The organism is Arthrobacter sp. HY1533 (genome assembly GCF_027568515.1).
GTDB lineage: Bacteria > Actinomycetota > Actinomycetes > Actinomycetales > Micrococcaceae > Specibacter.
This window is the reverse complement of record NZ_JANKZF010000009.1, coordinates 23,434-36,291: the sequence shown is the minus strand read 5'-3', so window position 1 is coordinate 36,291 and position 12,858 is coordinate 23,434. Positions and strand designations below refer to the sequence as shown.

Annotated in this window: 11 protein-coding genes; 5 read left to right on the top strand and 6 right to left on the bottom strand. The window is 66.3% G+C overall.

What is annotated here, in order from left to right; genetic code table 11:
• Positions 1 to 32: 32 nt before the first annotated feature.
• The 3 genes from PCK14_RS09015 to PCK14_RS09005 all read right to left on the bottom strand — a co-directional run bounded on the left by PCK14_RS09015 (position 33) and on the right by PCK14_RS09005 (position 4,167).
• On the bottom strand, positions 33 to 1,145 hold the full coding sequence (locus PCK14_RS09015) for a BMP family lipoprotein (protein ID WP_442864691.1): 1,113 nt from the start codon (positions 1,143 to 1,145) through the stop codon (positions 33 to 35).
• Between the two features lie 491 nt (positions 1,146 to 1,636).
• On the bottom strand, positions 1,637 to 2,845 hold the full coding sequence (locus PCK14_RS09010) for an amidohydrolase (protein WP_269938143.1): 1,209 nt from the start codon (positions 2,843 to 2,845) through the stop codon (positions 1,637 to 1,639).
• 176 nt (positions 2,846 to 3,021) lie between these two features.
• Complete coding sequence (locus tag PCK14_RS09005; RefSeq protein ID WP_269938142.1) at positions 3,022 to 4,167, bottom strand: mannose-1-phosphate guanylyltransferase; 1,146 nt, start codon at positions 4,165 to 4,167, stop codon at positions 3,022 to 3,024.
• 313 nt (positions 4,168 to 4,480) lie between these two features.
• On the opposite strand from PCK14_RS09005, the gene sdhC reads away from it, so the two are divergent.
• From sdhC to PCK14_RS08980, 5 genes are all read left to right on the top strand, one after another.
• A complete protein-coding gene (sdhC, locus tag PCK14_RS09000; protein WP_269938141.1) occupies positions 4,481 to 4,873 on the top strand; it encodes a succinate dehydrogenase, cytochrome b556 subunit in 393 nt (130 codons plus the stop codon).
• The gene (locus PCK14_RS08995) at positions 4,874 to 5,335 is read left to right on the top strand and encodes a succinate dehydrogenase hydrophobic membrane anchor subunit (RefSeq protein ID WP_269938140.1); all 462 of its coding nucleotides are present in this window, start codon (positions 4,874 to 4,876) and stop codon (positions 5,333 to 5,335) included.
• Between the two features lie 87 nt (positions 5,336 to 5,422).
• Positions 5,423 to 7,222: a succinate dehydrogenase flavoprotein subunit gene (gene sdhA, locus PCK14_RS08990; RefSeq protein WP_269938139.1), complete on the top strand. Its 1,800-nt coding sequence runs from the start codon at positions 5,423 to 5,425 to the stop codon at positions 7,220 to 7,222.
• Complete coding sequence (locus PCK14_RS08985) at positions 7,222 to 8,013, top strand: succinate dehydrogenase iron-sulfur subunit (protein ID WP_269938138.1); 792 nt, start codon at positions 7,222 to 7,224, stop codon at positions 8,011 to 8,013. Before sdhA ends, PCK14_RS08985 begins: the two co-directional genes overlap by 1 nt.
• A 278-nt stretch (positions 8,014 to 8,291) precedes the next feature.
• On the top strand, positions 8,292 to 9,296 hold the full coding sequence (locus PCK14_RS08980) for a type IV toxin-antitoxin system AbiEi family antitoxin domain-containing protein (RefSeq protein ID WP_269938137.1): 1,005 nt from the start codon (positions 8,292 to 8,294) through the stop codon (positions 9,294 to 9,296).
• Positions 9,297 to 9,403: 107 nt separating this feature from the next.
• On the opposite strand, the gene PCK14_RS08975 is transcribed toward PCK14_RS08980, so the two are convergent.
• The 3 genes from PCK14_RS08975 to PCK14_RS08965 all read right to left on the bottom strand — a co-directional run bounded on the left by PCK14_RS08975 (position 9,404) and on the right by PCK14_RS08965 (position 12,858).
• Entirely contained in the window at positions 9,404 to 10,918 is a 1,515-nt protein-coding gene (locus PCK14_RS08975) for a S53 family peptidase (RefSeq protein ID WP_269938136.1), read from the bottom strand.
• A gap of 241 nt (positions 10,919 to 11,159) precedes the next feature.
• A complete protein-coding gene (locus tag PCK14_RS08970) occupies positions 11,160 to 12,323 on the bottom strand; it encodes a YihY/virulence factor BrkB family protein (RefSeq protein ID WP_269938135.1) in 1,164 nt (387 codons plus the stop codon).
• The gene (locus tag PCK14_RS08965) at positions 12,301 to 12,858 is read right to left on the bottom strand and encodes a 2'-5' RNA ligase family protein (RefSeq protein WP_269938134.1); all 558 of its coding nucleotides are present in this window, start codon (positions 12,856 to 12,858) and stop codon (positions 12,301 to 12,303) included. Before PCK14_RS08965 ends, PCK14_RS08970 begins: the two co-directional genes overlap by 23 nt.

Genomic DNA, 12,858 nt, shown 5'->3' with positions numbered 1-12,858 from the left:
TTGCTGCGGCCCGCAACGCCCGTGCGCGGGTATTACTTGGGGCTGGCCTTCGACTCCACCTTGATGGAACCGTCGATGATGCCCTTCTTGATCTCGTCAAGCTGGGTCTTCGTGTCGGCGCTGACGGCGGAATCCAGGTCGTGGAACGGTGCCAGCGAGACGCCGCCGTTGTCCAGGGTTCCGATGTACGGGGCCGGGTCGAACTTGCCGTCGAGGTCTTCCTTGACGATGGTTTCAACAGCCTCGCCCATGGTCTTGATGACCGAGGTCAGCAGGACGGACTTGTAGGTGGGTGCGGTGAGGAAGCCGTCGGAGTCAACCCAGACCAGCTTGGCGTCCTTGCCGGTCTTGTTGGCGGCCAGGACGGCGTCGCCTGCACCCTTGCCGAGCGGGCCGGCAACGGGCATGATCACGTCGGCACCTTCGGAGAGCAGGTTGTTGGTGATCTTGGTGCCCTCCTGGATGATCTCGAAGGTGTTGGCGAAGGAGCCCTGCTGGGTGTCCTTGTTCCAGCCAAGGAGCTGGACGTTCTTGCCCTGCTTCTCGTTGAAGTACTTCACGCCGTCGGCAAAGCCGTCCATGAAGATGGTGACGGTGGGGATGTTGATGCCGCCGAAGGTGCCGACCTTGCCGGTCTTGGAGACGGCTGCCGATGCGTAGCCCGCCATGAAGGCGGCCTGGGCGGTGTCGTACACAACGGGCTTGACGTTGGGTGCCTTGATGCTGCTGTCGTCAATGATCGCGTAGTGCAGGTCCGGGTTGTCCGCTGCCGCAGTCTTGGTGGCCTCGGCCAGCAGGAAGCCGACAGTGACGGTGAGGTTGCAGCCTGCGCTGGCCATGGTGCTCAGGTTCGGGGCGAAGTCTGCCGTGCTGGCGGACTGGGCTTCCTTCATCTGGATGCCGAGGTCGGCCTGGGCCTTCTTCATGCCCTCGTAGGAGGACTGGTTGAAGGACTGGTCGTCGAATCCGCCGGAGTCGGAGACGATGCAGCCCAGGAAGTCGGCTGCGGCCGGGTTGGCCGAACCGCTGCCACCCGGTGCCGGCGGCGCTTCGCCACAGCCGGTGAGCATGAGCGCCACGGCGCTCACGGCAACAGTGCCTACAATTGCGCCGCGCTTTGCGGTCTTGAGAAGCAGGTTTTTCAAGGTTCCTCCATGGGTGTAAGGCCGCTGGCAAGGAATGGCGCCACATGCCAGCGCGGGCCTGCCCCTTTGTTCGGCCCTCTGTGTGGGCCGGACGGCGGAGCGAACCCGCGTGCCTTGGCGCACCCCTGCGTCGCGGTGCTATGGAACACACTAGTGTCCTTTTGCTACTCGTAGGTAGTGCAGGAGGGGAACCCGAACACCATCGTTGGGGAACCGTTACACAAGGGCTTCCAGAGACCCAATAGCAGCACTTTTTTCGGTCTGCGTCAAGCGCTTGAAGCCACTGTTTGCGGCGTAGTTCGCTGGCCGGTCAGGGCAGTCGGGCAGGCGCCGGCCAGAGGGCGCCGGGAGGGGTTTCGGAGGGCATCCTGAGGGGCGCCCCGGCGGGTCGGCGGCGCCCTGCGGGAGGGCACGCCAATAGGCACGCCGGGACGACGGCGCTCGGGTGCAATGTGTGTGGAAGCGTGGCGGGCCGCATGCCGCCGGGCGGCTCAGCCTTCGGCGGGCGTACGGAGGGTGCGCAGCGCGGCGGCGCACAGGACCCGGATGCCGACGGAGAGTGCGCGTTCGTCGACGATGTAGTCGCCGCGGTGGAGGTCGTATTCCTCGCCGCCGGGAACGTGGGTGCCCAGGCGCATGAGGGAACCGGGGATGCCCTGCAGGAACCAGGCGAAGTCCTCCCCGCCCATGGACTGCGGGGCCAGGACCACGGAGTCCTCGCCGAGTTCGGCGCGGGCGGCGGCCTCGATGACGGCCGTCTCGTGTTCGGAGTTGACCACGGGTGGCACGCCGCGGGTGTGCTCCAGGTGCACGTCCACGCCGAAGGGGGCCGCGACCTGCTGCACCACGTCATCCAGCAGCTCGCCGGCCGCGTGCCAGGCTTCGCGGTCCAGGCAGCGCATGGTGCCGCTCATCATGCCGCTGCCGGGAATGGCGTTGGGTGCGGAGCCGGCGCTGATCTGGCCCCAGACAACTGATACACCGCTGCGCACGTCGACGCGGCGGGACAGCACGGCCGGAACGCCAATGGCGATCTGGGCCAGGGCGAACACCAGGTCCTCGGTCAGGTGCGGGCGGGAGGTGTGGCCGCCGCGCCCGGACAGCTCAATCTTGATGGTGTCGGAGGCGCTGGTGATGGGCCCGATGCGGGTGCCGATCTTGCCCACTTCAACGCGCGGGTCGCAGTGCAGCGCCAGGATCCGCGGGACGCCGTCGAGCGCCCCCTGCTCAATGCAGGACAGGGCGCCACCGGGCATGGTTTCCTCGGCAGGCTGGAAGATGATCCTGATGCGCCCGCCCAGCGGGGTGTCCTGGTGCATCTTGGCCAGCACCAGCGCAATGCCGAGCATGGAGGCTGTGTGGAAGTCGTGGCCGCAGCCGTGGGTGACACCATGGTTGCGTGAGGCGAACGGAAGCCCGGTTTCCTCAACAATGGGAAGGGCATCGATGTCCCCGCGCAGCGCCGTGGCAATGGGGCCCTCGCCGACGTCGACAATGACCCCTGTTCCCTCCAGCCGGCGCGGCGACAGCCCTGCCTCAACAAGGCGGTCGTAGATCTTGCCGGAGGTGCGGAACTCCTGGAACGACAACTCCGGGTGGGCATGGAGGTCACGGCGGAACTCAATGACTTCCGCAAGCAGGGGTTCCAGCCAGGGGCCTACAAGTTCCGTCGGTTCTGTTTCCAGCGAGTAATTGCGCACAGTCCAAACTCTAACCATGTCCCCGGGCAGTGGCAGCATTGACGGCCCCGCGTTACACAATGCGCCGTGACGGCGGCGCCGCCACGGCGCGCACGGGAGGGTGCGGATGGGCCCACAACTCCGAGGGGCCCCAATTTCAGACGCGCCAGCGGCTGGAAATGGGGAGGAGTTGGGGATTAGAGGACGTCGGTGTCGCCCTGTGCCTTCAGCCCGTCCACGGCGCGCTTGACCAGCTGGGAGTGGGCACGGGTGGTGACCAGAAGTGCGTCGGGGGTGTCCACCACCACCACGTCCTGGATGCCGATCAGGGCAATGACGCGGGTGGTGTCGGTGACAACAATGCCGGTGCTGTCGTCGGTGAACACGCGGGCGCCTTCGCCGATGACCTTGACGTTCTTGTTTTCCTTGGCGCTGCTCAGCCGGGCAATGGCGGCAAAGTCGCCCACGTCGTCCCAGCTGAAGTCGGCGGGGATGACGGCGACGTCGCCGGCGTCGGCGGCGGGTTCGGCCACGGCGTAGTCGATGGCGATCTTGGGCAGGGTGGGCCAGACGCGGTTCTTCACCGCGATCCGCTCCGGGGTGTCCCAGGCCAGCGCAATCTCCATCAGGCCTTCATACAGGGCGGGCTCGTTGGCCTTGAGGTGGCGCAGCATGAGCTCAACCGGGGCGACGAACATGCCGGCGTTCCAGCTGTATTCGCCGCTGGCCAGGTACTGCTCGGCGACTGCCTCGTTGGGCTTCTCCACGAACTTTGCCACGGCATGGGCGCTGGGGGCGCCGGCCACGGAGAGCGGCTCACCCATCCGGATGTAGCCGAAGCCGGTGGAGGGGTGGGTCGGCTTGATGCCGATCGTGACGATCTTGCCCGTGGCCGCGGTGTGGATGGCCTCCCGCACGGCGTCCTGGAAGGAATCCACGGGGCTGATGACCTGGTCGGCGGCGAAGGAACCCATGATGGTGGAGGGGTCGCGGGTGAACAGGATGGCCGCGGCCAGCCCGATCGCTGCGCCGGAATCCTTCGGCTCCGTTTCCAGGACCAGGTTCTCGTCGGCAATTTCGGGCAGCTGGGAGCACACGGCCTCGCGGTGCGCCTCGCCGGTGACCAGCAGGACGTTCTTGCCGCTGAGCGGTTCCAGCCTGTCGTAGGTGGCGCGGATCAGCGTGCTGCCGCTGCCTGTCAGGTCATGGAGGAACTTCGGGGCCGCGGCCCGGGACAGCGGCCACAGCCGGGTGCCGACGCCGCCGGCCGGGATCACTGCATAGAACCTGTCCAGCGGGTCCGCTGCGGGGTGTCCGGGGTCAACCAAATTTTGCGTATTCATCACCTCCACCCTATGCGATGGGGCTGGTGCGACTGGCGTTCCGGGGCCATTTTCCGCGAAACTTCCACCCACGGGCGGAGGCCGGGCCCGCCGCCGTCGTTCTTGGGAAAGCGAATTCCGGCACTGGCCGCCGGGCACGGGCCCAACGGCGCGCAACACCCCTGTGACTTGCCGCATAGAGCAAGGAGTGCCTAAGTTGAATATGCTGTTAGCGAAGCCTAAATTTAGGCAGCAAGTATGAGTGCTTACGCCGAGTGCGTTTCCCCGCGTGGAACCACGCCAGCGCATCGGTGATGCAGGGAAGGTTTAATCAGTGCCGACAAAACCAGCTGGCACTCTGTACCGCGGCCGAGAAGGCATGTGGTCCTGGGTGGGACACCGGATTACCGGTGTAGTGATTTTTATATTCTTGTTGGTGCACGTCCTTGACACCTCCTTGGTGAGGGTGTCTCCGGAGGCGTACACAGCAGTCATTGGGGCCTACAAGAACCCCATCATGGGCCTGGGTGAAGCTGCCCTCGTCGCCGCAATCGTGTTCCACGCCTTCAACGGCCTGCGCATCATCGCGATCGACTTCTGGAAGAAGGGTCCCAAGTACCAGCGCCAGCTGCTCTGGGGCGTGCTCGCACTGTGGGCCGTGACGATGATCCCGTTCCTGATCCGCCACCTCACCATTGTCTTCTCAAATTTCTTCGGGGGGCACTAAATGAGCACCATCGCTGCACCGCGCTCCAACAGCGCCCAGTCGCCCAAGTACAAGCGCGGCAAGAGCTCAGGCTCCAGCTTTGAAATGGCCGCCTGGCTGTTCATGCGCCTCTCCGGCGTCGTCCTGATCGTGCTGATCTTCGGCCACCTGTTCGTGAACCTCATGGTTGGCGAGGGCATCCACGCCATCGACTTCGGCTTCGTTGCCGGCAAGTGGGCCGATCCCTTCTGGCAGGTCTGGGACCTGGCCATGCTGTGGCTCGCCATGCTGCACGGCACCAACGGTGTGCGCACCATCATCAACGACTACGCCGAGCGCGCAGGCACACGCATGACCCTCAAGACGGTCCTGTACATTGCCTCGGCCGTGATCATCGTGCTGGGCACCCTGGTCATCTTCACCTTTGACCCGTGCCCCCCGGGCGCCGTCATTGACCTTCCGTCCTTCTGCCCCGTTCCCTAACTTTTGAAGGACACCGCCGGGCATGCCTGGCGGGGCAGAAGTGAACACCAGTATTTTGCGCAGTAAATGAGAGAAAGAGCATCCAGTATGCAGGTCCACAAATACGACGTCGTTATCGTCGGGGCCGGTGGCGCAGGAATGCGTGCCGCCATTGAATCCGGCCAGCGCGCCCACACCGCTGTCCTGACCAAGCTCTACCCCACCCGCTCCCACACCGGCGCTGCCCAGGGCGGCATGTGCGCAGCCCTGGCCAACGTCGAAGAGGACAACTGGGAGTGGCACACCTTTGACACCGTCAAGGGTGGCGACTACTTGGTGGACCAGGACGCCGCGGAGGTCATGGCCAAGGAAGCCATCGACGCCGTGATCGACCTGGAAAAGATGGGCCTGCCGTTCAACCGCACGCCCGAGGGACGCATTGACCAGCGACGCTTCGGCGGCCACACCCGCGACCACGGCAAGGCGCCCGTGCGCCGTGCCTGCTACGCAGCGGACCGCACCGGACACATGATCCTGCAGACCCTGTACCAAAACTGCGTCAAGCACAACGTTGAGTTCTACAACGAGTACTACGTCCTGGACCTGCTGACGGTTGAAGAGGAAGCCACCCGCGAGGACGGCACCGTCTACCTGCAGAAGAAGACCGCAGGCGTGGTCTCCTACGACCTGGCCACCGGCGAACTGCACATTTTCCAGGCCAAGTCAGTGGTCCTGGCAACGGGCGGTGCGGGCAAGGTCTTCAAGACCACCTCCAACGCACACACCCTGACCGGCGACGGCATGGGCATCGCGTTCCGCAAGGGCATCCCGCTGGAAGACATGGAGTTCTTCCAGTTCCATCCGACAGGCCTTGCGGGCCTGGGCATCCTCCTGTCCGAGGCCGCCCGCGGTGAAGGTGCGATCCTGCGCAACTCGGACGGTGAGCGCTTCATGGAGCGCTACGCCCCCACCATCAAGGACCTGGCGCCCCGCGACATCGTGGCCCGCTCCATGGCCAACGAGGTCCGTGAAGGCCGCGGCTGCGGCCCGAACAAGGACTACGTCCTCCTTGACCTGACGCACCTGGAACCGGCGCACATTGACGCCAAGCTCCCGGACATCACCGAGTTCGCCCGCACCTACCTGGGTGTGGAGCCGTACACGGAGCCCGTCCCCGTGTTCCCCACGGCGCACTACGCCATGGGCGGTGTTCCCACGAACATCACCACAGAGGTTCTCCAGGACAACAACACGGTGATCCCCGGCCTGTTCGCAGCCGGCGAGGTTGCCTGCGTGTCCGTCCACGGCTCCAACCGCCTGGGCACCAACTCGCTGCTGGACATCAACGTGTTCGGCAAGCGTGCCGGCGTTGCCGCGGCTGAGTACGCCAAGACTGCCGATTTCGTTGAGCTGCCGGAGAACCCGGAAGCCGACACCGTGGCAATGCTGGAGCATGTCCGCACGTCCGACGGCGGCGAGAAGGTTGCGCTGATCCGCAAGGACCTGCAGGACACCATGGATGCCAACATGCAGGTGTTCCGCACCAAGGACTCCCTGAACAAGGTGCTGGCCGACATTGAGGTCTTCGAGGAGCGCTACACGCGCATCACCGTCCAGGACAAGGGCAAGCGTTTCAACCTTGACCTCCTGGAGGCCGTGGAGCTGGGCTTCCTGCTGGAACTGGCCAAGGTCATGACCGTTGCAGCCCTGCACCGCGAAGAATCCCGTGGCGGCCACTACCGCGAGGACTTCCCGGACCGCGACGATGAGAACTTCATGAAGCACTCCATGGCATACCTGGATTCAGGCGTGACCGCGGAGAGCTCCCAGGAGCACATCGCCGGCATCCGCCTGGAAACCAAGCCTGTTGTCGTTACCCGCTACCAGCCGATGGTGAGGAAGTACTAATGAGCGCCGTAGAAGCTGAACTGCCGGAGCCCGCATCCAAGATTGAAATTCCGGCACACCTGGGCGGCGGCGGGGAAATCCCCACGTTCAACGTCACCCTGCGCGTGCGCCGCTACAACCCCGAGGTCTCGGAAGAGTCCACGTGGGAAGACTTCACCATGACCATGTACGGCACCGACCGCGTGTTGGATGCCCTGCACAAGGTCAAGTGGGAGCAGGACGGGTCGCTGACCTTCCGCCGCTCCTGCGCGCACGGTGTTTGCGGTTCCGATGCCATGCGCATCAACGGCCGCAACCGCCTGGCCTGCAAGACCCTGCTGAAGGACCTGGACACGTCCAAGCCCATCACGGTTGAGCCCATCAAGGGCCTGCCCGTTGAGAAGGACCTCATCGTGGACATGGAGCCGTTCTTCCAGTCCTTCCGCGAGGTCATGCCCTTCCTGGTCAACCGCGGCCACGAGCCCGCCAAGGAGCGCCTGCAGTCCGCCGAGGACCGCGAGCGTTTTGACGACACCACCAAGTGCATCCTGTGCGCCGCGTGCACGTCATCCTGCCCCGTGTTCTGGACCGACGGCCAGTACTTCGGCCCGGCAGCCATTGTGAACGCGCACCGCTTCATCTTTGACTCCCGCGACGATGCCGGCGACATGCGCCTGGAAATCCTCAACGACAAGGAAGGCGTGTGGCGCTGCCGCACCACCTTCAACTGCTCGGAAGCATGCCCCCGCGGCATCCAGGTGACCCAGGCAATTGCCGAGGTCAAGCAGGCCATCCTGGCCCGCAAGATCTAGCTTTCCCTTTTCAGCTCAAGCGCCGCTCCCTTTGACGGGGGCGGCGCTTTTGCGTTCCCGCTTCGCCGCCCGCTTCGCCGAGTCTGACGGAGAGTTGCCCGCGGAGACGGTGCGCAACGTCTCCGCGGCAGCGCCCGCCGTGGCGGCCGTCGTGTGCCCGGCGGAGCGGGGCCCCACCGCCCCCGCGGCAGCGCTCCGTCAGACTCGGCGAATCCAGGGTTTTCCACAGATTGCCCCAGGCCCCGCTATTCGGGGGTTTGGAGGCGCAGGCTTGATGCATGAAGCCGCACTTCACTCCCCCAGCGTTCGACGCCGGCACCACCCCGGGCGGCCATGCCGCGGACACTTCTCCCGCACGGGCCCGGCTGAAGGCAGCCTTCTCCACCCGCAAGGTGGCATACCGCACCGCCGAACTGCGTGAAGCAGGGTTTGGCTCCCGCTCCATCCGGCGCCTGGTCGAGGACGGCACACTGATGCGATTGCGCCCAGGATGCTATGTGCTCGCCTCTTGGTGGGCCGGGCTGTCAATCGACGCGCAACGACTGTACCGAGTGCGCCTGCACAGCTTCGCCACACGGACCACTTCCGCCAGGGGGTATGTGTACAGCCACACCTCTGCCGCGATCATGCACGGCCTCCACCTGTGGAATGTGGATGACTTGGTCCACGTGACCCAACCAGGCAAGCCGTCAAAGGATGGATGTGGCAAGGACACTGCGGTCCACGTCTGCACGCTGGCCCCTGGCGACATTGTGGAGGTCAACCGCACCAAGGTGACGTCCCTGGAACGGACAGTGGTGGACTGCGCACTCACCCTGCCCTACAAGCAGGCCCTCATCATTGCCGACCACGCCTTGCGGTTGGGCGCGTCCTTGCCGAAGATGCTCGCCGTGGCGGACAGCCTGGGCAGGCACCGGGGCATCAGGACGCTGCGCAAGGTGCTGCGCTTTGCCGATGCCCTCTCGGAGTCCCCCGGTGAGACACTGACGCGTGACCTCATGCGGGAGCTGCTCATTGAAATGCCCGAGCTGCAGCACTGGATCGACACCCGGCTGGGCCAGTTCCGGGCGGATTTCGCCTGGGTGCGGCAGAAGGTGGTGTTGGAGTTTGACGGAAAGCGCAAGTATTTCCAGTACCGCCCCACCGACGAGGCTGTGTACCGGGAGCGCAAGCGGGAGGCTGCGCTCATCGAGGCAGGTTGGACTGTGCTGCGCATCGAGTGGAAGGACCTGTTCAACGAGGCTGCGTTCAAGCACAGAATCCTCGCTGCACTGGCCCACTGACCCCCACGGCCCGGCCCCATGGCGCCGAGTCTGACGGAGAGGTGCCCGCAGAGACGTTGCGCAACGTCTCCCCTGCAGCGCTCCGTCAGACTCGGCGCAGCGGGCTGTCAACCGGCCCGCACAGCGGCCACCAGGTCCGGCAACAGGGACGCCGCATTCGGGGTGCCAAGCCCGGTCACCGGGTCCCAGCCAGTTGTCGCCGGGTAGCCGGCGACTGTGGGATCTGCCGTGTTGTTGCCCGTGGTCACGTCAAAGAAGTCGCTGGCGTAAGTTGCCGGGTTGGCACCGAGCTTGTAGAGCGCCGGGTTGATCAGTCCCAGCCCTCCCCCGTTCATCTGGGCGGCGATGGCAACCAGTCCCGCCCACTGGGGACAGGACAGCGATGTTCCGCCGATGTCGTACCAGCCGGTGCTGCAGGGAACGCTGCCACACATCAGGCCGCCCTGCCCGTCCGGGGGAAGGCTCAGGTACACCAGGGCCCCTGTGCCGGCGCTGGCCTGCAGGCCGATGTCGGGAACACCGCGCATGGCACCGATGGGAGTGCTGCCGGCGGGCAATGCCGACTGGTAGCCGGGACGGGCAAAGACGTGGCTGAATCCGCCCCCGGAGAAGGTCCAGCCCACCTCGGCCTGGCCGGGGTTGTTTTGGCATGCAGCCGGGGGCACCAGGCTGTCAACGGTTCGCCCGGAGGTGGCCGTGGGATCGGTGCACAGGTAGGTGCCTCCCACCCCTGTCACCAGCGGGTCGGAGGCGGGCCACTCAACGGTCGGGAAGGGGAACGGCGCTCCGGCCTTGGGCCCTGCCACGGGTGCCTTCGGAGGGTTGGCCGAACCGCCGTCGCCCGAGGAACCGAGCACCGTGACACCGTTCTGCGCCGCTGAAATGAAGGCATGGCGCAGGTTTGTCAGCGAGTTCGGGTTGTGGAACGCGTCCTCGGCCGTGGCGAAGCTCTGCGAGATGACCTGGGCCAGGTGGTGGTCCACCACGTACTGCTCTGCGGCCATCATCTGAGGCAGCCCCTGGACGCCGAGAGTTTCGGCGGTGGGGGTGGCCACGAGCAGGATGTTGGCGCCCGGCGCCATGGCGTGTGCGGTCTCGACGTCGAGCGCCACCTCAAGGGCCCAGGCGGACTTGTCTTCCTGGCCCGTTCCCTTGCTCTTGGCAGGCGGGGCCTTGGTGGCCGGCGAGCCCTGCAGGTGCAACACGCTAAACGTTGGCATCCCTGGCGTGCACACCACGGCCTCCTCCCCGCACATGGGCGGCAGGTTGAATGCCTGGTTGTAGACGTGCAGGTCGTGGGCCATGGTGTCGCTGCCGTACGAATCCACGATGGCGATCGTGACACCGGTACCGTCAAAGCCGCCCGCGTACAGGGGGCCCACGTTGTATGCGGCGCGTGTGGACGCCGGGGTGAAACAACGCCTGCCGGCAGAGGCGCACTGGGCCTCGGTGGGCGGGGTGGCGGAGTTGTTGATCTGGACAAAATCGCTCACGGCGGGGTGGACATCGGGAAAGGCTGTGCCGGGCGGCGGCGCCGCGGGGACCGCTGCCACGCAGCTTGCCGCCACCAGGGCGGCGCCTCCGGCCAGTGAAAGGAGCCGGGTCACGGCGCGAGATTTCATCTTAACCTCCGTATTGCATCGCAATGTGGCCTTCGCGAACGGCGTCGTTGCCATCCTGGCCACCCCAAAAAGGTCGAAGGCCACCACCCGGTCTATGCCCTGGACGGTTCCCGTGTCAAGGGCACGGGCCCTTCGCGCCGAGTCTGACGGAGAGGTGCCAGGGGAGACGTTGCGCAACGTCGCCCCTGCAGCGCTCCGTCAGACTCGACGCATCCGGGCCGCGGGGCGGCGCCGTGCTCCGTCAGTCCCGGTGAACCGAGGCTGAGGCGGCCGCGGAGAGCCGGTGCGGTGCGTGCGGGCGGAGGTCGGCGGAGAGGACCGCGGCAATCGCGGCCGAGATCAAGTACACCTGGCTGAGCAGGAAGAACCAGACGAAGAGCCCCAGGATCACCGCGAACGGTGCCAGGAGGGCGTTGCCCGTGATGCCGTTGAGCAGAAGGGCGCTGAAGGAGCGCAGCACCGTGGCACCGGCGCCGGAGAAAATCGCGGCCACGAGCAGCACGCGGCGCGGCATCTGCACGCGGGAGGCAAGGCTGAACATGACCATGGCCACCGCCACGTCCAGGACGAACATGAGCACAATGGAGCTCAGCCGGGCAGTGGCGCCGGTCAGGAACGTGCCCCAGCCCAGCGCCTCGCTGATGGTGCCCATGGCGGCTGTGCTGAGCACGCCCAGGGCGCTCGTGAGGACGAGTGCCACGGCCAGGACCAGCAGGGTACCGGCGTCGCGCACCTTGGACAGCACGGGGTTGGTGCGGTCCCGGGCCAGGCCCAGGATGGAGCGGATGCCCTCCCGCAGCCCGTTGATCCATCCCAGGGACGTGATGATCAAGGCTGTGAGCGAGACCAGCAGCGTCGTGGTGAAGCCGCCCTTGCCCAGGAGCTGCTCGGGCGTGGCCAGGCCGCCGCGGCCGTCGCCGGTGTTTATCAGGCCCGGCGTGCTTTCGGCCACGAGGTCGATCACGGCGTCACGCAGCACCTGGTTGCCGGCGGCAATGATGCCGAAAATGGCGAAGCCGGCCACCAGCATGGCACCGACGGAAAAGAACATGAGATAGGCGTTGCCGGCGGCCAGCAGGGGCCCGCGGCGGCGGGTGTACAGGTTCCAGACACGCACGGGGAAGAACTGGGCCGCCCAGGCGTTGAGCCACTGCATGAGGGCCGGGAGCTGCCGGAGCGGGCCTCCCTGCCTGCGGGCCTCGTCGAGCTCCGCGCGCCGGCTGGCTGCCCAGCTGGCAAGGACCGTGCGGTCCAGGGGGCTGGGCGGGGCCTTGGCGGGACCGGCGATGGGGCGCTTGGCCTTCACGCCGGGGGCCACGGCGCCCGGGAAGTACCCGGCGTCGCGCGCGGGGACGGGCGCAGGGATGGTGGCCTTCGCGGCCTCAGCGCTCTCCCGGTCCCCCAAGCTGCAACTCCTCACGCAGGGCCCACTCGCCCGCCAAATGGTCGAACAGGCCGATGCTTGTCACTTCAAAGTCTGCCTCATAGCCGGCCATTTCGGCCTTGGCGCGGGCCATGTTGGGCGCGTCGAGATCGTGGGCAACTGTCAGGTGGGGGTGGAAGTCGAACTCCAGGAGGTGTTCCAGCGGGCCCTCAAGGAGTTCCTCGTGCAGCCGTTCGCACTCCGCGGCACCCTCGGAAACGTTCAGGAACACCACAGGCGACACCGGCTCAAAGGTTCCCGTGCCGCGCAGCGAGATGACGAACGGCTTGCCCGCCGCGGCCACCTTGCGCACGTGCTCGGCCGCCTCTTCCCAGGATCCGCGGGCGCGGCCCGAGACCAGGGTGATGTGCGGAGGCACGACGGCGGCATCCGGACCTGCGTAGGCGGCCCGCTTTGCGCCGAGCCCGTCCGCGAGGGCCTGCGGCAGGGAGATGATGACTCCCAGGCTGTCGGCGTGCGGGGCCGGGGAAGCCCCGCTTTGACCAATGCCCGGCAT

Excerpts from the sequence above, each read along its gene's own strand:
- PCK14_RS09005 (WP_269938142.1), bottom strand. The coding sequence starts at position 4,167 with ATGAATACGCAAAATTTGGTTGACCCCGGACACCCCGCAGCGGACCCG.
- PCK14_RS08995 (WP_269938140.1), top strand. The coding sequence starts at position 4,874 with ATGAGCACCATCGCTGCACCGCGCTCCAACAGCGCCCAGTCGCCCAAG.
- sdhA (WP_269938139.1), top strand. The coding sequence starts at position 5,423 with ATGCAGGTCCACAAATACGACGTCGTTATCGTCGGGGCCGGTGGCGCA.
- PCK14_RS08985 (WP_269938138.1), top strand. The coding sequence starts at position 7,222 with ATGAGCGCCGTAGAAGCTGAACTGCCGGAGCCCGCATCCAAGATTGAA.
- PCK14_RS08980 (WP_269938137.1), top strand. The coding sequence starts at position 8,292 with ATGAAGCCGCACTTCACTCCCCCAGCGTTCGACGCCGGCACCACCCCG.
- PCK14_RS08975 (WP_269938136.1), bottom strand. The coding sequence starts at position 10,918 with ATGAAATCTCGCGCCGTGACCCGGCTCCTTTCACTGGCCGGAGGCGCC.
- PCK14_RS08965 (WP_269938134.1), bottom strand. The coding sequence starts at position 12,858 with ATGCCGGGCATTGGTCAAAGCGGGGCTTCCCCGGCCCCGCACGCCGAC.